The organism is Microcystis sp. M20BS1 (assembly GCF_020245305.1).
Taxonomy (GTDB): Bacteria; Cyanobacteriota; Cyanobacteriia; order Cyanobacteriales; family Microcystaceae; genus Microcystis; species Microcystis ichthyoblabe_A.
Map to the genome: position 1 here is coordinate 13,886 of NZ_JADBUZ010000113.1, position 21,765 is coordinate 35,650.

Below are 21,765 nucleotides of genomic sequence, written 5' to 3' on the forward strand. Positions count from 1 at the left end.
TACGAGTTATTGCCGTTGGGGGAGAAAGTTTACAACAGTTGGACACTTGCCCACGTCTCCACTGTGAAGAAGTACAATGATTTTGGTTGACTCGGACTTTGAACCCCGAAGATGTGACACATTTGCTGTTAAGTAACTGTTCCGAATTACCCCCAACACTTTATTGAGAAAATAAATTAACTTAAAGACGAATAAGCCGTAGCTTTTGAGAGAATAAATTAACTTATATTTTCACTTTTGTCGAGGTGCTGAAAAAATGATTAATGGTTCATCCAATTCCCGTTATCTCCTGATTGTGGAAGATCCTCAAGGTAGAAGAACAATTACCCTAGAGAACATGAAATATTCTCTGGGTCGTAAGTCTGATAATCAAATTGTTCTTCGCTCTAAACACGCGTCTCGCTATCATGCGACTTTAATTAAAAAGAGTATTGATCGCCAAAAATTTTCCTATTGGATTCTTGATGGTGATTTAGAGGGAAATAAAAGTCATAATGGCATTTACGTCAATGGGTCTAAATGCTTAATTCATGAATTAAAAGATGGTGATTTAATTAACTTTGGCTGTGATATAAATGCCAGTTTTCATTTAATAGCTAGTCAAGCAAAAATAGAGCGAGAATCAGTTGAAAATATAAAACAGTTACAAGGGAAACCTACGGAAAATGAAACCAATTCTAGCCATAATGACCCCCATGCAAAAAGTACCTTAATTCTCCGTCAAGCTCCATCGCAAATCATAAGTTTTAATAGCAAGATTCAAGAGGAATATTCTTCGGTTGTTCTCAAGGATTTACCTAACCGTTCCCTCTTTAATGAACACCTCTCAAGTGCTATTAATAATGCCCAGAAAAATAATCAACTGATCGGGCTATTATTATTGGATGTAGGGCAGCTAAGAAATGTCAACAATCAACTAGGTTATCGACTGGGGAACAAACTATTAAAAATCTTAATTGAACGTTTAAGAAAAAGTTTGCGATCAGAGGATATAGTCGCCCATTGGAGAGGGTACGAATTTATTATCCTGCTGTCACAAATTAATGATGCTAATGATCTAGAAAAGGTTGGTCAAAGAATTATTAAAACCCTAGAAAGTAATAATGAAATCGAAAATCACTCCCTAGTCGTGCGATTAAGTTTAGGTTCAGTTATCTATCCCCCCGACGGCACAGACAGGAAAGTAATATTACAGAAACTGGAGGAAAATTTAGTAGCAGTTAAGAATAATATAAATGATAACTCCCAGATAGAGTCGGTTAATGTTCACCCCAAAAATACTCGTAGTTCTAAAGTTGAATATTTTCTCTATCAGGCAATGAGAAATAATGAATTAGCTCTTTACTATCAACCGCAAGTTAATATCATTAAGGGGCAAGTGGAAGGATTTGAGGCATTATTGTGCTGGTTACACCCTCAATTCGGATTAATCCCCCCTAATCGTTTTTTACCCTTAGTCGAAGAAAACGACTTAATCCTTGAGCTTAATCGTTGGGTACTAAAAAATGCCTGTCAACAGGCACAAATATGGCAGCAGCCGGGATTATTGTACACTCCCATCTCGATCAATTTGTCCCCACACCAATTGCGTGATCCCCAGTTGCTCACCAACCTCAAAGAAGTCTTGACTGAAACCCAAATCGAGCCTTTCTTTCTGGAGGTAGAAATAACTGAGACAAGTTTACTGGAAAATAGCCGCGAAACCGGTCGAATTCTTGGGGATTTGCAGAAATTGGGTATTAGTATTACCCTCGATGATTTTGGCAGCGGTTACGCTTCGATCGCCTATCTCGGTCAATTTCCCGTGAAAAAACTGAAAATAGAGCAATCTTTAACAAAACAACTCACTGATACTCCCCAAGATACCCGTTTTATCTCGTCATTGCTGGCGGTAGCGAAAAGTTTTAACTTAATAGCGATCGCCAAGGGAGTAGAAACCCAACAACAATTAGAAATCCTGCAAGAATTAGGTTGTGAGAGAATGCAAGGCAATCGCATCAGTTCCCCTCTAGCAGTGGAGGAAATGACGACATTTCTCCACACCCACCGCACCCTCTCAGTTGGGAATTAGGAGTTAGTCCCGATGAAAAAATTTTCACCAGCACAGATGAAAGAGGTTTCTTTCCCCACACCCTCTTTCCAGTCAGGAGACAGGAGGCAGCTTTTGTGTATTCTCCCCACTTGCGACTTTCCACTGATAACTGATAACTGATAACTGATAACTGATAACTGATAACTGATTTTGGTCACTGATTCCGGTATGATCTGAACAGATTATCTAGTATCAAATACCTACTCATTCTAGCGTGAGGCTCTTGCCGAACCTGTCAGCAGCAGAAATTTGTGGCGGCGGGGTACTGCTCGATCCAGAGTCTGGTTTAATTACATACTATAGGGTTAACAATTAGTTGTGTATTTAGAGGGAAACTATGGCCAATAAGCCAGAGCGCGTGGTTCTAATCGGTGTAGCTGGGGACTCCGGTTGTGGGAAATCTACTTTTTTACGTCGTTTGACCGATTTATTCGGGGCCGAGTTTATGACAGTGATCTGTTTAGATGACTACCATTGCCTCGATCGCAAACAGAGAAAAGAGGTGGGTGTCACCGCACTCAATCCGAAAGCGAATAACTTTGACCTGATGTATGAGCAGATTAAAGCTCTTAAGGGAGGTCAAGCCATTAATAAACCTATTTATAATCATGAAACGGGGATGATCGATCCCCCCGAAATCATCGAACCAAATAAGGTAATCGTGATCGAGGGACTACACCCCTTATATGATGAACGAGTCCGGTCTCTATTAGATTTCAGCGTTTATCTCGATATTAGCGATGAAGTCAAAGTTAACTGGAAAATTCAACGGGATATGGCCGAGCGCGGTCACACCTATGATGATGTGATGGCGGCCATTAATTCTAGAAAACCGGATTTCAGTGCCTATATCGATCCCCAAAGACAGTACGCTGACGTGGTGATTCAAGTGCTGCCCACCAAATTACTTGAAGATCACGAAAGTAAATTACTGCGGGTTCGTTTAATCCAGAAAGAAGGGGTGGAAAACTTTGAACCCGCTTATCTGTTTGATGAAGGTTCCACCATCGATTGGCGGCCCTGTGGTCGTAAATTGACCTGCACTTATCCCGGTATTAAACTCTACTACGGTCCAGATGGCTTCTTGGGGAATGAAGTGTCGATTCTGGAACTAGATGGTCAATTCGATAACCTCGAAGAAATGATCTACATCGAAAGCCATTTGAGCAAAACTGGCACTAAATACTACGGTGAAATGACGGAATTACTGCTCAAACACAAAGATTATCCCGGTTCCACCAATGGTACGGGTTTATTCCAAGTCTTAGTCGGTCTCAAAATGCGTGAAACCTACGAAAAACTAATGGCAGCCGAAGCAAAAGTGGCAGCGTCAGTCTAGTTTTTAGTTTTTACCGAACCGGCATCCTAACCCTAGAGGATGCCGGTTTTTTTAGTCCACTAATCCCGATCGCAGGGCCAACACTGCCGCTTGAGTGCGATCATCCACAGAGAGTTTATTTAAGATATTGCGGACATGGGTTTTCACCGTGCCGATAGTGATATAGAGTCGGTTGCCAATCTGAGCATTACTAAAACCCCCGACAATCAGAGTGAGAATTTCTAGCTCTCGTTCTGTTAGGGGCACATTTTCCAGCAATTGGCGATGTTCTGGGTCAACGCCTTGAATTATCACTGTTTTGCCGTCGGTGCGGCTACTGGTGGCAAAATTTTGGCGCACTTGTTGCCGAATAACGCCGACGATCACGGGATCGATCCAAGGATTGCCTTCGTGGGTGGAATAAATCACCTCGATTAACTTATCAATGCTAATATCCTTCATACAGTAGGAATCAGCCCCAGCACTAAAAGCCGCTAAAACCTGTTCTTGGGTGTTGTACATGGTTAGCATGAGGATCTTCGTAGCCAAGCTGTCTTCGCCGCAATTTTGTTGGAAGCGTCGCATTAACTCAATCCCATCGATCATGGGCAAAGCTATATCGATGATCGCTACATCGGGTTTAGTCTCCTCTAGCAGTTTCAGTCCCTGTAATCCACTGATGGCTTCTCCCACCAATTGAATACCCTCTCGATGCTGGAGAGCCGCCACTAACCCCATGCGGGTTAAATCGTGATCCTCTATGACGATAACCCGCACTTTATCCATATTTTTTCCCGGTTGTGCTGAACTAGGCGATGATTCAATAATTTTGGCTTTTGGATTATTAGAGCCGTTCCTAAACATTTACTTCACTCCCTTCCTTGAATTGAATTCCACTTTCTTATCTTCATTCGGCAATCACCTGTTTCCAGTTGATTTTATTGATACTTACTAAAAGCAGAGATGGCAAATATACTTAGCCTCCCCTAAAATCTACTCAAATCTACCCAAATCTAGACTTTACTACTCCGATCTTGGTCTTTACTCTTGTACTATAACATCGTGTAAATCTCGATGAGGTAAAGATTTAACAGGAATAAATTTTCGAGATGCTTGGGTTTTAAGAGAATAAAACCAAGCTCTGGTTCATTTAATTTTTTTAGACTATCTCAACACAAATCTTTTAAGTAAACAAAAAGATATATCTGGGGATTAACTAAGATTAATTAAGCTGAATAATAGCATTTAACTATAGATAAAAGCAAATCCTAATCATTGTCTTCCTTGATGTTATTCCCATACGCTATTTTAGTTTATTTGTCAATAGTGATCTTACCCATTTTCCCTTGGCCGTCACCTCCAATTGGATTGAGGCGGAATTTTTCCCCACTGTGCCAAGGGACTTGCGTGGGAATAATATCCCAATCGATCGGAGGGCGCAAGCTTTGCGCCCCTACAGTAACGGATTTTGTCCACAATGTAGGGGCGAACTGCGTTCGCCCAAAAGGTACATTATCAAAGCGCAAGTCCCCAATCCAGATAAAAATGGTATCAGTGGGGAAAAAGCTCACCCCCTAGGATTCCTGTAAAAAAATTAATTCAGCCGGCGTTACCGCTCCTTTTTCGGTAATGATAGCGGTGATGAAAGCGGCGGGAGTAACATCAAAAGCGGGGTTATAAAAATTAACATTTCTAGGGCAAAGGGTTGTCGTCCCCACCTGATAAATTTCGGCACTATCGCGCTGTTCGATCGGTATCCCCGTACCATCCTTAAGGGAAAAATCCACCGTCGATAGGGGGGCAGCCACATAAAAAGGCAGATTATGAGCTTTTGCCACCACCGCGAGGGAATAGGTGCCGATTTTGTTGGCCGTGTCCCCATTGGCCGCAATGCGATCGGCTCCAACGATCACCGCATCGATCAGTTTTTGCTGCATACAGTGGGCCGCCATGCTATCGGTGATCACGGTGACGGGAATTCCCTCCCGCGCACATTCCCAGGCGGTTAATTTTGCTCCTTGCAACCTTGGCCGGGTTTCATCTGCATACACTTGTATTAATCTACCCGCCGTCCAAGCGGAACGAATTACCCCTAAAGCAGTGCCATAACTGGCCGTGGCCAGGGACCCAGTATTACAGTGGGTTAAAATTGTCAGTTTTTCCGGTTGCTCCGGCAGCGCCAATAAACCATGATGACCGATCGCCCGACAGGTTTCCACGTCTTCTTTTTGGATATTGTGGGCAGTTTCCAGGAGATTTTTGCTAATTATTGCCACTTCTGGGCCACTTTCCCTGGCCACTTTTAACATTCGCTCGATCGCCCAGAATAAATTCACCGCCGTGGGCCGGGTTTGGGCTAATCGATCGGCTATTCTAGTTAAATCGGCCAGAAACTGCTCTTTCTGGTTGGTTTTAATTTCCTGCGCTCCTAAAACCATACCATAGGCAGCCGCTACCCCGATCGCCGGGGCGCCGCGCACAATCATCGTTTCGATCGCCCGGGCCATGGCTTCACTGCTGGTGATCTCAACTTCCCCATACTCCATGGGTAAACGGGTTTGATCGATCAGCCAGACTTTGTTATCTTGCCAACGCACGGGATAGATTGAGTTATTCTCGGCATTGTTTGTGGTCATAATTAGTAATCTCCGTAATAGTTGCAAAATTTTGGTTTTTTTTAAGAGGTCTAGTCTCGTGCGCTCTAGTTACTTTAAGCGATCGAGCTTGGATTTTGGTCATAACTAGATTAGGGTTTAATCTTATATATCCCGAATTTTATCCTTTGTATTCTTGTCTAAGTTTTTGTACTCTTTCTATCTCTTTTTCGGTCGGGTGTAGAGTTTTTTTTGCGGGTGATTCTCAAGCGTTCGGCTATTCTTGCCACTGTAGTCACACTTAACAATATACCGGTTCTTTCTAGGAATAGTTTCGATAGTTCGGCTAGAGTTGCGTCATTATTTTCCTCAATCAAATCACCGAGGGCGATCATCTGTTCTGGCGTAAGTTTTAAATGACGGCCACATCGATAAGTCTTCGGTCGAATATCTCCCGTTTCTCGAGATTGCTTCAAAAGCTTTTGTACGAAACTTAAGGTTACACAGAATCTTTTCGCTAATTGTCTTTGAGAGATGGGTTCGTTATAATAACAGTCTAGGATTTTCTGACGGAACTCTACTGGATAGGATTTCATTTTTTGTACAATTTAGCTATCGATAACATTATACTCATTGAAGACATTATGCTGCCGGGTCGATTGTACCCAGTAATCAGTAGTTCAAAAGTCAATACAAATGCTTTAGGGTAAGGGTTTGCTGATTTTTTTGGACAGGAAGTTCGGGAATAAAAAAATAATTTCCTGTCTCCTGACGGCCGACAATTGATGTTTACTTTTCCTCTGGTCTTCTTGCTGCTAATTGGTCTAAAATTTCGGCGTGAACTTGGCGAGTAATTGGATAAAAATAGGCAAGAATTAAACTAATGATCAGAAAAAATGCCGGTAAAGGTGCAATTGCTAGGCGAATTGCTATTAAAGCACTATCCGGCTGCAGGGGAATTGCTTCTCCTGGTATTCTCGGTTTAAACCCCGATGTTTCTAGAGCAATACCGACAAGAAATAACCCCAAAGCTAAACCAATTTTTTGCAAAAGTACCATAAAAGCATAAAAAATACCTTCTCGACGTTTTCCTGTTTCTAATTCGTCTAATTCAATCACATCAGGAACCATTGACCAAGGAATTAAATAGGCCACAGATACGCCAAATCCCGCCAAAACTGCCAAAATATACATTAAAGTTATTTCTCCCGGTTGGAGCAAAAATAAACCAATTTGGGCAATAATCCAGAATATCATCCCTAAAAAATAGACTATCTTTTTGTCTAATTTTTGACTAACTGCTTGCCAAAAAAATAACATCACTAAAGCTGTCCCCTGTACTGCTAAAGCGACTAAACCCGATTCTGCTTCCGATAGTCTCATGTAGCTGACGACATAGTAAACCAAAATCGAGGCGGTTAATTGTACTCCTAACCAAGCACAAAGATAGATGCCAATAACGTATAAAAAGGGACGATTACCAAAAACTATTTTTAATTGTTCTTTCAGGGGAATAGTTTCGGTATTATCAGCAGCTTCTCTCTGTTTAATTGCCGCACCATCCCTGAGATGATTTTCAGTTTTACCATAGTAAATAGTTAAACCAGAAACTATCCCTTCTATTCCTAATAAAATTGTGGAAATAGCGATAAAGTCTCTGGGATTTCCCCCCATTTTTCCTACTCCATAGACCAAGGAAAGCGCACCGATAACTATAAAAGCAATTGCCAAAACTTTTTTCTGAGCGGGATTGAGAATCGCTTTTGCTCCTCGTTCTTGTAAAACTAAAGCGCACCAAATAACTGCTATAATTGAGATTAAAGCACAAACTACACCTAACAATAAAAAAGCTTTATGGAGATCATTGGCATAGGACGATGAGACGAGAATATAGAGAATTAATGAGAGAATGCTACCCCCGATCGAAAAGGCAAAACGAAAACTATTTAAGCGGGTTCTCTCATTATAATCATAAGTTAATTCAGGGGTGAGGGCCTGGTAGGGAAGATTGACTACCGTGTAGGTTAAATTAAAAATAATGCCGATAAAAATATAATATAAAAATAACCATAATTGGTTATTGGTCGGGATTAACCACAGTAAAAAATAGCTAATTCCGAAGGGAATCGACCCCAATAACATCCATGGTAAGCGACGACCCCAGATAGTACGAGTTCGATCGCTCCACATACCAATAATCGGATCGTTAATAGCGTCGAAAATTCTCACCACCATCAGCACACTACCGGCTAATCCTGCCGATAATCCTGCCACATCAGTGAGGAAAAATAGCAGGTAAAATACTGAGATATTGGCAGTGATAGCTGGTCCCAAATCGCCAGCACCATAGGCGATTTTTGTGGTTAAATTGAGTTTTTCATAACTTAAATGAGCCATAAACGCAATTACAGAGATTAAAATAAGCTTAACTGTTCTGGGGGCATTGTCAACCTTTTTCACCCAATATCCAAGAGGTCTAATTATTTTAAGACCATGGTAATTAAACCCTGTTGACCGAGAAGAATTTCCCGCAGCAGCGTACAAATTCCCACCCAAATAATCGGAGAAATGTCAACTCCTCCCAAGGGGGGTATGAGTTTACGCACGGGGATTAAAAAAGTTTCTGTTGGCCAGGCAATAATATTAAAGGGGAAGCTATTTAAATCTACCTGTGGATTCCAAGTCAGCACGATCCGTAAGATAAACAAAAGGGTCATCAACCCTAAGATAATTCCCAATGTCCAACTTAATGCGATCGCTGTGTCCATAGTCTCCAATCCCGTCTTTTTTACTGATTATCTTCCCTAAAATATAACAGTTTTTGTCTCATAATCACTGCAGCACCCTGCCAGTTATTCTTGTCAACCTCCTGGATAAAAATGCCGACAGAAAAAGTCCCCATAGGGCTTGACAAACCAGCCAGACTTGACTTATACTTTTCTTATAGTGGGAATCCGTGTCGTCCTGGAGACCCTCTCTTTTCAGGCCAGATGCAGAAGTAACTTAAAGATGACAGAATTTCGCATCGAGAAAGACAGCATGGGAGAAATCCCCGTACCTGCCGATAAACTTTGGGGAGCGCAGACCCAAAGATCCCTACAATACTTTAGTATCGGTGATAATCTCATGCCCCGGGAGATGATCGCGTCCTATGCCATTCTCAAAAAAGCCTGTGCAATTGTCAATCAGCAAAAAAATCGTCTCAGTCAGGAGAGAAAAAACCTTATCTGTCAAGTCTGCGATGAAATTTTAGCCGGACAACACGCAGATAACTTTCCCCTCTACGTTTGGATGACGGGAAGTGGCACCCAGTTTAACATGAACATCAACGAAGTCATCTCCAATCGTTGCAGTCAACTGACGGGGAATCCTCTGGGTAGCAAAACGCCCGTGGATCCTAACGATCATGTTAATATGTCCCAATCGACTAATGATTCCTTTCCCTCGGCCATGTATATTGCCGTTGCCTTGGCAGTCAAGGAAAAATTAATTCCCAGTCTGCAACTATTACGGAATAGTCTCGATGAAAAGGCGCAATTATGGGCAAATATAGTTAAAATTGGTCGCACTCACCTACAGGATGCCACCCCTTTAACCCTCGGACAAGAATTCTCCGGTTATGTGGGTTTATTAGATGATGGCAGCGATTGGCTAGAAAAATGTCTAGAAAAAGTCTATCGTTTATCCTTGGGAGGAACAGCAGTGGGTACGGGAATTAATGCTCCCCCAGATTTTGATCGAGATGTGGCTGCCGAAATCGCTAATCTGACTAAATTACCCTTTATTACCGCTCCTAATAAGTTTACCGTGCAAGGTTCCCACGATGCTCTAGTTTTCTTGAGCGGGGGATTGAAAACTATCGCTAGTTCCCTCTATAAAATTGCTAATGATATCCGTTTACTTAGCTGTGGTCCCCGTTGTGGAATCGGAGAATTACAGCTGCCGGAAAATGAACCGGGTTCTTCAATTATGCCGGGGAAAGTTAATCCCACCCAATGCGAAGCTTTATCGATGATAGCAGTGCAGGTGATGGCTAATGATTTAGCGGTGACGATGGGAGGCGCTGGGGGACATCTGGAGATGAATGTTTATAAACCGCTGTTGATTCATAATCTCATGCAGTCTATCCGTTTGCTCACGGATGGTTGCGCTAATTTCTGTCAGTTTTTGGTTAAGGGGATGACTGCTAATCAAAAACAAATTGAGACTTTTTTAAATCAATCCTTGATGCTGGTGACTGCTTTAAGTCCCGTGATTGGCTACCAAAAGGCTGCCTACGTCGCTCATTATGCCCTAGAAAAGGATTTAACCCTGAAAGTGGCAGCCTTGCAACTAGGATACATCAAGGAAGAGGATTTTGATCGCATTGTTGACCCCGCTAAGATGGTCAATCCCTACGTTGCCGATGGTTAATTCTCTCAAGGGATAACTGCCACAAAAATCAGAGGTCGCAGGCAGGCACTGATTCCCATTATACATACAAGTATATGGCAAGCGGCGGGATTTGTCAAGCCCCGCCGGTGAAAATTTCCGCTAAACTTGGCTAATGATAGCGAAGAAAACAAACAGAAAAATCATCAATGCTCCTGTCATGCGGAAGAAGGATTTAGGAAGATTAATAATTTTCTCCAGTTTCAGGAAACCCACCAGAAAATAAGCGACGATTGCTAGGAGAATCGGTATAACTAAGCGCAAGATTGCGCCAAGGGGACTAAAGAAAAACTCACCGATTTTATAGCGGGGTGTATCTTCTTCCTCGTGAGGAGAAATAGTTACACTTGTCCAAGTTTCTCCCCCATCGGTGGAACGAAAAACTGTAGTTTTAGCGCCACCAAAACCGAATAAAGTTTTATCTTGAGCATAATTAGGAGAAAACTGGACGGAGATACCAGAGGAAGGGATACTATGAATTTTCACTAGGGGTATTTTAGGATCACCAATTGATTTAAAAGTTTCCCCACCATCGGTAGATTTAAACAAACCATCTCCCTGTAAACTAACCATTACCGTGCGATCATTAGCATAATCAGGAGAGATAGCAATGGTTTCTACCGAAGTATTGGGATTAAACCCCGGTTTCTCTAATTTTGTCCAACTTTTAGCCCCATCTTTGCTGACAAACAAACCAGAAACTGTCCCAGCAAAAATAGTTCCATCGCTGGGATAATTGGGAGACATTGCCAACTGTACATTAGGGGTTTTTGATAGAGGTGTTCCTTGGCCGACATTTTTCCAAGTTAGTCCACCATCAACACTTTGATAAATACCCTCTTTTCCCGTGACAAACAAAGTTTTATCCTTAGCAAAATCGGGGGAAGCTACCATAGCAGGGGCATAATTACCGAAAATTCTGCCCACTTCACTAATATTTTTAACCGTATTTCCTCCATCGGTAGAACGAAATATTCTGCCCTCCTGATTGGTGAGAAAAAGAGTTTTATCCTTGGCAAAATCTGGGGAAGGAACTATCCTCGGACCGCGGACTTTCTGATCGATTTCGATAATTTTCCATAAATCACCACTGTTATCGGATTTGGCAAATTTATTGCGTAAAAACCCCGCAAAAATAGTTCTATCTTCTCCATAGTTAGGAGAAAAGGCAATGTCAAAGAAACGCCGGGGATCTTGTCCTGATTCTTCGGGATCTTTACCAAGTCGATAAACCTCTAAACCGCGATTAATTGGTGTCCAAGTTTCCCCTTTATCCCGACTGATGAAGATATTGCCTATATAATTAGCAATGACGACAGTACCATCCTGGGCATAATTAGGAGAAACCGCCATAGCTATAACTGTTGCCCGGGCTAAAGTTTCTATTTCCTGCCATTGTTTGCCGCTATCTGTGGTTTTAAATAAGCCATTAAATCCCCCCAAAAACATCGTATCTTTAACGACTTTTAAATCCATAAAATGGGGAACTTTATAATCATCAGCCTGTTTATCTTTGGTTAAACCCTCGCTCATTTTTGTCCAACTTTTGCCCCCATCTTGGGAAACATACATCCCGTCATACCAAGTGATGGCATAAAGGGTGGAGTTTTGGGCATATTCGGGAGAAATAACGATGTCTTCGATGATTTTATCTTTAATTCCTTCGTTAACAGCTTGGAAGGTTTTACCATCATCAACGGTTTTAAAAATACCCGCTTCTTTTGTGCCGACAAAAAAGGTTTTATCCCTGTCTAAATTAGGAGAACAAGCAATTGTATCTACTGCCCCCATATTAGCAGGTAAGGGGAGATTCTGCCAAGTTTTTCCCCCATCGGAGGAAGTGTATAATTTACCCTGTTCATCCCCGAAAAAAATCTGATCAGGATTGCTGGGAGTAATAGCTAGAGAGGTTATCAGTGCCGTGGTGGGGAAAATATTTGACCAATTTTTACCACCATCTTCGGTTAAATAAACCCCTTTTTCTAATCCCACTGCTGCTGCTATATTGGGATCGGAAGGGGCAATTTCTAGGAAGTTAATAAAGTTAGTTTCTAAACCCTGATTAACTTTCTGCCAAGATTCCCCCGCATCTTCACTTTTATAAATACCATTGGATCTTGAAGCTAGATAGAGAATATTTTTATTGAGGGGAGATAGGGATAAGGAACTTAATTCCCCCGTATAATCTAAACCTTGAATTAATCTTTTCCAGTTGCTACCTCCATCGCTAGACTTATAAAAGTTATTTCGCACCAAGATATATACTGTATTATCTGTCTGGAAATCAGGAGAAACTTCCACTTGACTAATTACATCATGGGGACGATGGGCAAAAGCGGGATTACTCCAAAGACAAAAAACTGTAGCGATTATCCATAAAATGAGATTAAACCTGTGGACGAATCTCCGCAAACTTTGGCGATTAATCATACTTAAACTACTAATATCGAGGATAAAAATTGACCTAATCTAGCAAAGGGCGATCAAAATTTAAGCAAGGGTTCTGTAGGAGCATAGACGAAAATGGCGATTATAACCATTACTAAAATCAGGCTTATTTGCTATCAGCATAGATTAGAGCCAATCTCTACACTTTGATTATTGTAGAGACTCATTGCCTTTTGTAACCCCTGTTTGAGACCAAGTTCGATCGCTTTTCTGGACAAGTCTAACACTTTCAAGATTACTTGGTTTTCTTGGGGGGTGAATCGGCCTAAAACGTGGGAAATAGTCGCTTTTTCGCTTGATTTACCGATTCCTATGCGTAAACGAGCGAAGTTTTCCGTGCCAACGTGGGCAATCATTGATTTAATACCGTTGTGTCCGCCCGCCGATCCCGATAGACGGATTCTCAACCGGCCTAGGGGCAGATCCATATCATCGTAAATGACTAAAATCGACTCTGGAGCTAGTTTATACCAGTCCAGCACCGATCGCACCGATTGCCCGGAGCGATTCATATAGGTTTGGGGTTTCAAGAGACGAATTTTGCCTGGGAAAGGACCGTCACCCTCGGCGATAAAACCTTGAAATCGCTTGTTTTCCTGCCAAGATAACCCCCAATCCCGCGCTAATGAGTCCACAGCTTCAAAACCGATATTATGACGGGTGCGATCATATTTGGGTTCGGGATTACCCAAACCGATAATTAGCTGAGGAATGATTAAATTAGGGGTTTTATCGGAATTCATAGGGGAAAATCGGGTTTTTAACCAGGACCCGACTCTTATTATCACCGAATTAGCACTCCGAGCGCTGGAACAAAGTTTCTAGATAAACCTTGGCACAGCTATTTTGTTCCTCAAAATTCATCCTTTCGGGGGATTGACAATTAAGCAGAAAAAATGACAATGCCGCCGTAAACACACCATCTTGATCCCAACCGGGGTGAGTTTCTAGGTATTGTTGTAGGGATTGGTGGAGAATTTCGGGGATTTCTGCCAAGATACTGACTGATGTATTCATATCGTTTACCTCTGATCGGAAGTGGGGAAATCCCTGACTGGTGCAGTGGACAGTAAGGACTATTGTGAGCCAAGTTGGAGGGAGTTGCAATATTACCAGATGTAAAGGAATGCTTTAGAAAAACTTAATATTTACGAGGGAATAAGGGTTAGAGCCAGATTTTATTTACTTAACTTAACATTAACTCAGTATCTATCGATGGGGATTTTGACAATCAAGATTAATTTTTTCTAGAAGCAAGTGCCGATTCTATCGCTGTTGCCTGTGGAAAAGTCCGGGTAAACTGTGGAAAACTGGGGAGTGAGTGGGGAAATACCGGGGAATGTATGGGGGAAAACATCGGGGAAAAATAAGATTTGCAAATTTTAGTCAGCAGTGCTGCTCAAGACTACTTAGGGTTTGCGGCAAAAAGTTTTTCGTGGGGACAGGGTGTGGGGTGTGGGGTGTGGGGTGTGGGGTTTTACCGATTTTGAGGTAGTCAGTTACCTAATTTTCAGGGAAAAAGTCCAGGAATTTTACCCCCGATCACTCCAATTGTCAGCACTTTTTGAGGTCAAAAAAGTCTAAAAGCCTTATCTAACAAGGTTTTTAGATTTATTCAGCCAACCCTACTTAGGCACTCTTTCTTGCCAGAGTACCTTTTCTAGCTGAATGCTGGCTGCTATGCTTTCACCACCAATACGGAACAGGTAGCTTCTGCCACCACGAGACTACTAACAGAATCTTCGATCACCCGTTGAACTCCCGTTAATCCCCGGCTGCCGATCACGATCAGATCAGCTTGATAGATATTAGCTAAACGAATAATTTCCTCCGCTGGATCACCAAAGATGACCTCGATTTCACTAGGGGCAGCAATCTGGGATTGATAGCAGCGCAATTGATCTTCAATGATCTCACGGGAGGGGTGAGGGCGATCCACTGGCGATTCATCTCCCTCCTTGCCGAGGATATGGGTGATGATGATGTAAGAATTTGCCGTTAGAGAAAGGGAATTCAAGGACTGAAGGACTCGATGCGATAATTCCCCACAATCCAAGGCAACAACGATATTTTTAAACATTTTGACTAAATCCTGCCACTAAATAAATTTTCAATTAAGATTCCGGAGCAAAAAAATCTATAGACAATTTTATAGGTTATTGCGATCGGTTAAGATTTCGTAACCTGTGGCGGTTACTAAGACGGTATGCTCAAATTGAGCGGAGAGAGCATTATCCATCGTCACCACCGTCCAACGATCGCGCAAAGTTCTGGTATGTTTAGATCCCGCATTGACAATTGGTTCAATTGCCAGAGTCATCCCGGCGCGGAGTTTGACATTGGGTAACTGATTAGTACGAAAATTAAATACCGAAGGTTCTTCGTGGAGATTTCTGCCGACTCCATGGCCGGTAAAATCTTCTACCACCTGGAAACCGTTAGCTTGAACGTGATCTTCGATCGCTGCTGCGATATCGAGCAGATAATTGCCCGCTTTTACCTGATTTATGCCTTTATATAAAGCTTCTTCCGCTACGCGGATTAATTTTGCGGCTTTGGGAGAGACGGAACCGATCGCGATCGTGATACAGGAATCCCCATGATAACCTTGGTAGTAGGCCCCCGTATCTACCTTTAACACAGAACCGGCTTTGAGGCGTTTTTTCGGGCTAGGGATACCGTGAACGACTTCGTTATCGACGGAGGCACAAATCGAGGCAGGAAAGCCATAATAACCTTTAAAACTGGGAGTAGCACCCATTGCGCGGATACGTTTTTCCGCATAGACATCCAGATCCGCCGTCGTCATCCCGGGTTGAGCGATCTCGGCGATTTCCTTAAGGACTGTAGCGGCAATTTTACCCGCTTGTCGCATAATCACGATTTCTGCGGCGGATTTAGTTTCGATTCCCCGGCGGCTTTTCTGTACTCGCGGCGAACCTACTTGCTCTGGGGTTTTAGTTTCGGGAAAAAGCAGCTTGGTTAGGATGTTCATGGAGATTTGGCTGTCGAGTCTTTACCTAACTTAGCATTTTCCCGGCGATCGATGACTGCTCTGGAGAAATCAAGGAGCATATAGAAAAAGAAAAGTCTCAAGGGGTGACAAGCAGATTGAAAGTGAAACAGGGTGTGGGGGTAAGGTGTAGGGAAAAACCTTGAGACTTTCCCCGAAATGAGGACGAGAGAATCAGGTTTAAGCTTAAGTAAGTTAATGAATTTGACGGCTGACAGCGAGGAGATTTTCCCCACACCCCACACCCCACACCCCACACCCAGCCTAGACTTCAACCTCGTTGTCACCCCTTCAGTAGAAAAGCTATAGTAGGGAAAAGGCTATTTTTCCGGCGAGGTGACAATTTATGGCAGTCAAAAAAGAGTTTTCCAGTTTTGAGGAACTGTTGCAAACCACTAATCTTCCCGTGTTAGTGGATTTCTATGCCACTTGGTGTGGTCCTTGTCAAATGATGGCTCCGATTCTAGAACAAACGGGAATGTATTTCAAAAATCGCCTACAAATTGTCAAAATTGATACAGACAAATATCCCAATTTAGCCACTAAGTACGGTATTCAAGCTTTACCGACTTTAGTAGTCTTTAAAAATGGTCAACCGATCGATCGAATTGAGGGAGTGGTGCAGGTTAACCAACTGGTTCAACATTTACAAACTCTGTTGTAAGATAATTTTGAAACAGAACTAGGAGTTAGTGTCATGGCAAAGGCGATTTGGAATGGTGCAGTGGTAGCGGAAAGCGATAACTGCGAAATTGTCGAGGGAAACTACTATTTTCCCCCCGATACCGTCAAAGCTGAATATTTCCAACCCAGTAACACCCATACCATTTGTTCTTGGAAAGGAGAGGCTAGTTACTATACTCTCAGGGTAGATGGACAGGACAATAAAGATGCCGCTTGGTATTATCCCGATCCTAAGCCAAAAGCCCAAAATATTAAAGGATATATCGCTTTTTGGCGAGGTGTGAAGGTTGAGAAATGATCGCCATCTACCCCGGCAGCTTCGATCCAGTTACACTCGGTCATTTAGATATTATCGAACGCAGTGTGCCACTATTCGAGCGAGTAATCGTGGCAGTTCTCTGCAATCCCCATAAAAACCCCCTGTTTAGCGTCGAACAACGCATAGAACAGATCAGCTACTGTACAAAACACCTGAAAAACGTTGAGATAGACAGTTTTTCAGGATTAACGGTTGAATATGCCAGATTGAAAGGTGCTAAGGTGCTGTTGCGGGGGTTGCGGGTTCTCTCAGACTTTGAAAAAGAACTGCAAATGGCACATACCAATAAAACTCTCTGGGAAGGAATCGAAACGGTTTTTTTGGCCACCACTAAAGAATATAGTTTTTTAAGTAGTAGCGTGGTTAAAGAAATCGCTCAATTCGGTGGCTCCGTCAGTCATCTAGTCCCGGAAAACGTTTCTAGGGATATTTACTCATACTACAGTTAACATACTAAAATACAGTAATGAGGACGATCTGAACCTATGGCGCGCCGAGAACCTAATGATCCCAGAAAAGCAGTACCTAACACTTCTAATAGTGGGGTTCCCAGTCCACCCGTCGATTTCGATATCTATCAGGATTTGGCGCGTCTGCAAGAGATGATTTTTGATAGTTTCCATATCCCCCTCACCCGTTGGACAATGATCGATGAGGGACAGATAGCTGAACAAATCGATCTTATCTATGAAACCGTGCCACCGGCAGTACAGAAAGCTTTAGCAATTTTGCAGGAAGAACAGGAAATTATCACTAAAGCAGAGGAATACGCTCAACAAGTCCTGCGTTCCGCTCAACAAAGAGCCGCCCAAATTCTCGACGAGTCCGGTATTATTCAACAAGCAGAACGGCAAGCGGCCCAAATTCGTCAACGGGTTCAACAGGAATGCGAATCCTTGCAACAACAAACCCTCGATGAAATCGAACAGATGCGTCACAGCACCTTGCAGGAAGTACAACAGTTACGACAAAAAACCCAAGCTGAATGTCATGAAATTCAAAAAGGCGCTGACGACTATGCTGAAGCGGTTTTAGAAGATCTCGATCGACAATTAGGGCAAATGTTACAAGTTATCCGCAACGGTCGTCAACAGGTAAGATCGAAACCAACATCTTCAAAAAATCTACCCGGAGAACGTCCTTAATCAGTTATCAGTTATCAGTTATCAGTTATCAGATGTAAGTTTTAAGTTAATTAGTTAGTTATCTTTATCCCTGATTACTCTTTACTATTTACCGATCGCTGAAAAGAACCAAACCTCCGATTCCTCACCGATAACTGATAACGGAATTTCATGAATAACTCCTCCTCGAATTCCCATCTATTCGGACGCTTTCTTAGCGGGTTATTTAGCTGGAAAATTTGGTTATTTCTCCAGATATTTCAAGGTAGTAAAAGCTTTTATCGATTCCTGTATCATTATTTATATCGTCGTCCTAAAATTGATCGCATTCTCGGTAGCGATGTTATCTATATCCCTGAGAAAAAACTTTATAGCATTCCCCTCGATGTGCTGAAAATGGAGCAGCAAATGGTTAATATTGATCGCCAGCAGTTGACTTCTGTTACCACGTGGAAAGTTAAAACAATTCATCCCACCATCACCGAAACTGAGATCCAATTCCACGATATTACCGTCGATTTACAACAGGTACACCTGATTAAATCAGATCTTAATAACTACGATTATATTAACACTCGCCGCTTGGCTCCTCTGGTGAAAACCTTGCTTTTTGAAATTAACCCCAAAATTGCCAGTTTAGTAGAAAAGAAAAATCAATTACATAGACTGCGAAATCTGGCCGCATCTTCCGAAATTTTTCATTCACAAACTCCATTGTATGATCGAGCAATTAATCAAGTCCAGCTAATTATCGATCAAGCGGAAACTTTGAGACAAGAATGTTTAAAATTTATCCGAGAAACCCTGATCGAACGGGAATTAGTGCAATGCGATATCGATAGCAATCTCGTTGATTGTAACCTCGATTTTGCCAGTCAATATCAACTAATTCAAGAAAAATATCAACTCTGGAAAGAAGAAGTACAAGCTTATTTTGAATTAAAAGATTCTTCTCTACTTAAAAATTAACTATCACCGTCAGTAATCAGTTATCAGTAATCAGTTATCAGTTATCAGTTATCAGTTATTAGGAGATTATTTTGATTTATTCTCCCCACTTCATAATTCATAATTCATCTACTTTTTCAGTAGGATTTAGTATTATGTCTGATTTAACGGTAATTCGTGAACATATTTTTGCTTGGGGAAAACGCACCTATATCATGGGTGTTTTGAACGTTACTCCCGATAGTTTTAGTGATGGGGGAGAATTTGACAATGTTGAAAATGCCCTGCTACAGGCGATGAAAATGATCGAGGCTGGGGCTGATATAATCGATATCGGTGGTCAATCCACCCGTCCGGGAGCGCAAGAAATTAGCCTAGAAGCAGAATTATCGCGAGTTATCCCCGTAATCACCGCTATTCGACAACAAAGTTCTATTCCTATCTCTCTCGATACCACTAGGGCGATTGTAGCAGCCCAAGGTATCGCCGCCGGGGCCGATTTGATCAATGATATTTCCGGGGGAACCTTCGATCGCCTATTATTGCCGACGGTGGCTAAATTGGCCGTTCCCATCATCCTCATGCACCTGCGGGGCAATCCGCAAACCATGCAATCTCTAACACATTATGATGATTTAGTCAAGGAAATTAAAGAATTTTTACAGAATCGTGTTAAGGAAGCTTTACAGTGGGGTATTGCTAGGGAAAATATTATCATCGATCCGGGGATTGGTTTCGCCAAAACTGGGACACAAAATCTTGAGTTATTGCGAGAATTAAAGCAATTTCGGGATTTAGATTTACCTATTTTGATTGGATTGTCGAGAAAACGCTTTATTGGTGAGATTACAGGCAAAGATGACCCAAAAGAACGAGTTTTCGGAACGGCGGCGGCCTGTGCTATAGCGATCGCTAAGGGGGCCGATATCCTGCGCGTCCATGATGTGGCTGCGATCGTAGATGTGAGTAAAGTGGTGGACGCAATCGAGCGAAGTTGAAAATTTTTGCTAGTCTTAGAATCATCCACAGTTTGATCGAAATTAGCGATGAATAGCCAACTGACCAGCGATTATTGTATGTTACCCGTGATTCGATCTCCCCGGGATTATCAAGTTTTTCGCATTAGCGCTGGGGATACGAATCGTTTGGCGATCGTCTTTGATTCTACCGTAGCGGGGGATTCCTTGACCGTTTGTGTGGAAATTTTCGATCCCCACGGTCGCACCCCTACTCATCGTCATCATTTTGCCGTAGAAATGTTTTTTATCCTTAAAGGGGAGGGAATGGCTATCTGTGATGGTAAAGCGATTCCCCTGGGGCCGGGGGATAGTTTATTAGTCCGTCCCACGGGTATTCACGAGATTAGAAATGTGGGGGACGGAAGACTTTATGCACTATGTTTTATGGTTCCCAATGAGGATTTTTCGGAATTAATTCGTAATGGCATCCCAGAGGAGTTAGACGCAGAAGATTTAGAGGTGTTGATGGGAACTATTAAAGGATAATCAAGCAATATCATCCCTTAAATTTTGGGCTTTTTTTTCAGGAAAAGAGCGATAAAAAAGGTAAAGGTTCCTCCCAGAAGGCCGAAGATTAGCCAATTTAATCTTGGATAGCCTTTATTGATAGCGATGACTGTAGCAATGGCACCGATGAGACAATGCCAGAAAAAAAGCAACAAGAATAAATCCAAGCTCGGGGAAATATCACCAATTAGTTTCATATTTTATCAGTAGAGCGAATAGAATTTTTCCAATGACCGAATCCCTGACCCGATTTTATGTTTATTCACATCTATAAGTATTTCTCTTATTTTTTTGTCCAAGGCCATTTTGTTCCCATCTCGGTTAAAGCTGAAAAAACTAGATAGAGAATGAGAAGGGTAACACCAAAGAGAAAAGTCAATAAGTCGTTATTCATCGAGTTATCACTGATAGGTTAAAGGTCACTGATTCGCTACCATCCATTTGTTCACTACTTAGCAACTGCTGTTTTTCTAGACTGTTAAAACAGGTTTAATTATTGTTGCTGTTGTGCCAAATAGTTAAGCACTGTGTCCAGAGTTAAGTCTAAGCGTTCCGAGATTTGTTGCGGGGTTAAACCGAGGTCTTGCAGTAGAGAAATTGTTTTCAATTTTTGCAAGTTTATTCCCTGTTCAATTCCCTGTTCAATTCCCTGTTCAATTCCCTGTTCAATTCCCTGTTCAATTCCCTGTTCAATTCCCTGTTCAATTCCCTGTTCAAAAGCTTCTTGATAGAAACGAGTTTGTTTTAGGTCTTGTAGTTCCAACATAGCTTCTATTTCCTCTCGACTTTTTTGGGGTAACTTATAAATAATTATCGTTTCGATTAAATCAATGACATTTCTCTGCACTAAGCGATCGCTGACTTCTCTTTGAGCCTGTTTAATTAAAATCTTAGCAGAATTAACAGCTTGACTCTCACTTTCCGTAACCAATTTGATCAGAGCGATCGCTAAGGAAGGAGTCTCGTCATTTGGCAATTCATCCAGATAGATTCTTTTAACCCTTGCTAGGGATAAAAAATCGGCAAATTGCTGGGGATGTTCTCGCTCAATTTCTCGACTAGGATAAATAACAACTATCTGCCAGGGTGACAAAGGTTTATACTGTCTAAGATACAAGAAAAGTTCCGAAAATAATCGATAATATAGGTCTTCATCCTTTTGAAACTGCACTTCTACCAGATAAAAAGGCAAATTTTCCAGATTATCGAGCGGCAAAAATAAACCATCTAATCGGAAAGCTAGTTGTTTGACTTCTTGGGAAGTAAAT

General features: G+C 42.0%; 22 protein-coding genes. 10 read left to right on the forward strand and 12 right to left on the reverse strand.

Going from position 1 to position 21,765, the window contains the following annotated elements; translation table 11 throughout:
• Window positions 1-256 precede the first annotated feature (256 nt).
• Both IM507_RS11850 and IM507_RS11855 read left to right on the forward strand, forming a co-directional pair.
• Window positions 257-2,071, forward strand: coding sequence for an EAL domain-containing protein (locus IM507_RS11850; protein ID WP_287637071.1), 1,815 nt, complete (start codon window positions 257-259; stop codon window positions 2,069-2,071).
• Between the two features lie 358 nt (window positions 2,072-2,429).
• Window positions 2,430-3,431, forward strand: a complete 1,002-nt coding sequence (locus IM507_RS11855; RefSeq protein ID WP_002740086.1) for a phosphoribulokinase — start codon at window positions 2,430-2,432, stop codon at window positions 3,429-3,431.
• Window positions 3,432-3,482: 51 nt separating this feature from the next.
• Here IM507_RS11855 and IM507_RS11860 read toward each other — a convergent pair whose 3' ends face one another.
• The 5 genes from IM507_RS11860 to IM507_RS11880 form a co-directional block, all read right to left on the reverse strand.
• Window positions 3,483-4,196 (reverse strand): response regulator, encoded by a 714-nt coding sequence (locus tag IM507_RS11860; protein WP_069474848.1) that lies wholly within the window; start codon window positions 4,194-4,196, stop codon window positions 3,483-3,485.
• A gap of 788 nt (window positions 4,197-4,984) precedes the next feature.
• Entirely contained in the window at window positions 4,985-6,046 is a 1,062-nt protein-coding gene (mtnA, locus tag IM507_RS11865; protein WP_002776457.1) for an S-methyl-5-thioribose-1-phosphate isomerase, read from the reverse strand.
• A gap of 158 nt (window positions 6,047-6,204) precedes the next feature.
• Window positions 6,205-6,600: a helix-turn-helix domain-containing protein gene (locus IM507_RS11870; protein WP_002743536.1), complete on the reverse strand. Its 396-nt coding sequence runs from the start codon at window positions 6,598-6,600 to the stop codon at window positions 6,205-6,207.
• A gap of 193 nt (window positions 6,601-6,793) precedes the next feature.
• A complete protein-coding gene (locus IM507_RS11875; RefSeq protein WP_002739918.1) occupies window positions 6,794-8,401 on the reverse strand; it encodes an MFS transporter in 1,608 nt (535 codons plus the stop codon).
• An 83-nt stretch (window positions 8,402-8,484) separates the two neighbouring features.
• Window positions 8,485-8,772 carry a YggT family protein gene (locus IM507_RS11880; RefSeq protein ID WP_287637073.1) on the reverse strand — a complete coding sequence of 96 codons (288 nt, stop codon included), beginning with the start codon at window positions 8,770-8,772 and terminating at the stop codon, window positions 8,485-8,487.
• A 241-nt stretch (window positions 8,773-9,013) separates the two neighbouring features.
• Between IM507_RS11880 and fumC the strand changes: the two genes are divergently transcribed.
• Window positions 9,014-10,417, forward strand: a complete 1,404-nt coding sequence (gene fumC, locus IM507_RS11885; RefSeq protein ID WP_287637074.1) for a class II fumarate hydratase — start codon at window positions 9,014-9,016, stop codon at window positions 10,415-10,417.
• Window positions 10,418-10,537: 120 nt separating this feature from the next.
• On the opposite strand, the gene IM507_RS11890 is transcribed toward fumC, so the two are convergent.
• The 5 genes from IM507_RS11890 to map all read right to left on the reverse strand — a co-directional run bounded on the left by IM507_RS11890 (window position 10,538) and on the right by map (window position 15,878).
• Window positions 10,538-12,865, reverse strand: coding sequence for a WD40/YVTN/BNR-like repeat-containing protein (locus tag IM507_RS11890; protein ID WP_287637075.1), 2,328 nt, complete (start codon window positions 12,863-12,865; stop codon window positions 10,538-10,540).
• 134 nt (window positions 12,866-12,999) lie between these two features.
• Window positions 13,000-13,626: an aminoacyl-tRNA hydrolase gene (gene pth, locus IM507_RS11895; protein ID WP_103111542.1), complete on the reverse strand. Its 627-nt coding sequence runs from the start codon at window positions 13,624-13,626 to the stop codon at window positions 13,000-13,002.
• 49 nt (window positions 13,627-13,675) lie between these two features.
• The gene (locus IM507_RS11900) at window positions 13,676-13,900 is read right to left on the reverse strand and encodes a DUF2811 domain-containing protein (RefSeq protein WP_002739844.1); all 225 of its coding nucleotides are present in this window, start codon (window positions 13,898-13,900) and stop codon (window positions 13,676-13,678) included.
• A 661-nt stretch (window positions 13,901-14,561) separates the two neighbouring features.
• Entirely contained in the window at window positions 14,562-14,963 is a 402-nt protein-coding gene (locus IM507_RS11905) for a universal stress protein (protein WP_123230998.1), read from the reverse strand.
• A gap of 69 nt (window positions 14,964-15,032) precedes the next feature.
• Window positions 15,033-15,878: a type I methionyl aminopeptidase gene (gene map / locus IM507_RS11910; protein WP_123230999.1), complete on the reverse strand. Its 846-nt coding sequence runs from the start codon at window positions 15,876-15,878 to the stop codon at window positions 15,033-15,035.
• 364 nt (window positions 15,879-16,242) lie between these two features.
• Here map and trxA point away from each other — a divergent pair, with 364 nt between their 5' ends.
• From trxA to IM507_RS11945, 7 genes are all read left to right on the forward strand, one after another.
• Entirely contained in the window at window positions 16,243-16,560 is a 318-nt protein-coding gene (gene trxA, locus IM507_RS11915; protein ID WP_002739627.1) for a thioredoxin, read from the forward strand.
• A 33-nt stretch (window positions 16,561-16,593) separates the two neighbouring features.
• Window positions 16,594-16,878, forward strand: coding sequence for a DUF427 domain-containing protein (locus tag IM507_RS11920; RefSeq protein ID WP_287637076.1), 285 nt, complete (start codon window positions 16,594-16,596; stop codon window positions 16,876-16,878).
• On the forward strand, window positions 16,875-17,348 hold the full coding sequence (coaD, locus tag IM507_RS11925) for a pantetheine-phosphate adenylyltransferase (RefSeq protein WP_002739695.1): 474 nt from the start codon (window positions 16,875-16,877) through the stop codon (window positions 17,346-17,348). The genes IM507_RS11920 and coaD overlap by 4 nt, the downstream gene beginning before the upstream one ends.
• Before the next feature lie 36 nt (window positions 17,349-17,384).
• The gene (locus IM507_RS11930) at window positions 17,385-18,044 is read left to right on the forward strand and encodes an ATP synthase subunit B family protein (protein ID WP_002739760.1); all 660 of its coding nucleotides are present in this window, start codon (window positions 17,385-17,387) and stop codon (window positions 18,042-18,044) included.
• A 150-nt stretch (window positions 18,045-18,194) separates the two neighbouring features.
• Window positions 18,195-18,992 (forward strand): hypothetical protein, encoded by a 798-nt coding sequence (locus tag IM507_RS11935; protein WP_002793197.1) that lies wholly within the window; start codon window positions 18,195-18,197, stop codon window positions 18,990-18,992.
• A 134-nt stretch (window positions 18,993-19,126) separates the two neighbouring features.
• On the forward strand, window positions 19,127-19,969 hold the full coding sequence (gene folP / locus IM507_RS11940; protein ID WP_272103876.1) for a dihydropteroate synthase: 843 nt from the start codon (window positions 19,127-19,129) through the stop codon (window positions 19,967-19,969).
• A 48-nt stretch (window positions 19,970-20,017) separates the two neighbouring features.
• On the forward strand, window positions 20,018-20,476 hold the full coding sequence (locus IM507_RS11945) for a cupin domain-containing protein (RefSeq protein WP_002739902.1): 459 nt from the start codon (window positions 20,018-20,020) through the stop codon (window positions 20,474-20,476).
• Between the two features lie 17 nt (window positions 20,477-20,493).
• Here the strand turns inward: IM507_RS11945 and IM507_RS11950 are convergent, their stop codons facing one another.
• On the reverse strand, window positions 20,494-20,694 hold the full coding sequence (locus IM507_RS11950; protein WP_002739871.1) for a hypothetical protein: 201 nt from the start codon (window positions 20,692-20,694) through the stop codon (window positions 20,494-20,496).
• A 296-nt stretch (window positions 20,695-20,990) separates the two neighbouring features.
• The coding region (locus IM507_RS11955) for an Rpn family recombination-promoting nuclease/putative transposase (protein WP_287637077.1) at window positions 20,991-21,765 on the reverse strand (775 nt) is incomplete at its 5' end.

Bases quoted from the DNA above. Each gene is read 5' to 3' on its own strand.
- IM507_RS11850 (WP_287637071.1), top strand. From the start codon at position 257: ATGATTAATGGTTCATCCAATTCCCGTTATCTCCTGATTGTGGAAGAT.
- IM507_RS11855 (WP_002740086.1), top strand. From the start codon at position 2,430: ATGGCCAATAAGCCAGAGCGCGTGGTTCTAATCGGTGTAGCTGGGGAC.
- IM507_RS11860 (WP_069474848.1), bottom strand. From the start codon at position 4,196: ATGGATAAAGTGCGGGTTATCGTCATAGAGGATCACGATTTAACCCGC.
- mtnA (WP_002776457.1), bottom strand. From the start codon at position 6,046: ATGACCACAAACAATGCCGAGAATAACTCAATCTATCCCGTGCGTTGG.
- IM507_RS11870 (WP_002743536.1), bottom strand. From the start codon at position 6,600: ATGAAATCCTATCCAGTAGAGTTCCGTCAGAAAATCCTAGACTGTTAT.
- IM507_RS11875 (WP_002739918.1), bottom strand. From the start codon at position 8,401: ATGGCTCATTTAAGTTATGAAAAACTCAATTTAACCACAAAAATCGCC.
- IM507_RS11880 (WP_287637073.1), bottom strand. From the start codon at position 8,772: ATGGACACAGCGATCGCATTAAGTTGGACATTGGGAATTATCTTAGGG.
- fumC (WP_287637074.1), top strand. From the start codon at position 9,014: ATGACAGAATTTCGCATCGAGAAAGACAGCATGGGAGAAATCCCCGTA.
- IM507_RS11890 (WP_287637075.1), bottom strand. From the start codon at position 12,865: ATGATTAATCGCCAAAGTTTGCGGAGATTCGTCCACAGGTTTAATCTC.
- pth (WP_103111542.1), bottom strand. From the start codon at position 13,626: ATGAATTCCGATAAAACCCCTAATTTAATCATTCCTCAGCTAATTATC.
- IM507_RS11900 (WP_002739844.1), bottom strand. From the start codon at position 13,900: ATGAATACATCAGTCAGTATCTTGGCAGAAATCCCCGAAATTCTCCAC.
- IM507_RS11905 (WP_123230998.1), bottom strand. From the start codon at position 14,963: ATGTTTAAAAATATCGTTGTTGCCTTGGATTGTGGGGAATTATCGCAT.
- map (WP_123230999.1), bottom strand. From the start codon at position 15,878: ATGAACATCCTAACCAAGCTGCTTTTTCCCGAAACTAAAACCCCAGAG.
- trxA (WP_002739627.1), top strand. From the start codon at position 16,243: ATGGCAGTCAAAAAAGAGTTTTCCAGTTTTGAGGAACTGTTGCAAACC.
- IM507_RS11920 (WP_287637076.1), top strand. From the start codon at position 16,594: ATGGCAAAGGCGATTTGGAATGGTGCAGTGGTAGCGGAAAGCGATAAC.
- coaD (WP_002739695.1), top strand. From the start codon at position 16,875: ATGATCGCCATCTACCCCGGCAGCTTCGATCCAGTTACACTCGGTCAT.
- IM507_RS11930 (WP_002739760.1), top strand. From the start codon at position 17,385: ATGGCGCGCCGAGAACCTAATGATCCCAGAAAAGCAGTACCTAACACT.
- IM507_RS11935 (WP_002793197.1), top strand. From the start codon at position 18,195: ATGAATAACTCCTCCTCGAATTCCCATCTATTCGGACGCTTTCTTAGC.
- folP (WP_272103876.1), top strand. From the start codon at position 19,127: ATGTCTGATTTAACGGTAATTCGTGAACATATTTTTGCTTGGGGAAAA.
- IM507_RS11945 (WP_002739902.1), top strand. From the start codon at position 20,018: ATGAATAGCCAACTGACCAGCGATTATTGTATGTTACCCGTGATTCGA.
- IM507_RS11950 (WP_002739871.1), bottom strand. From the start codon at position 20,694: ATGAAACTAATTGGTGATATTTCCCCGAGCTTGGATTTATTCTTGTTG.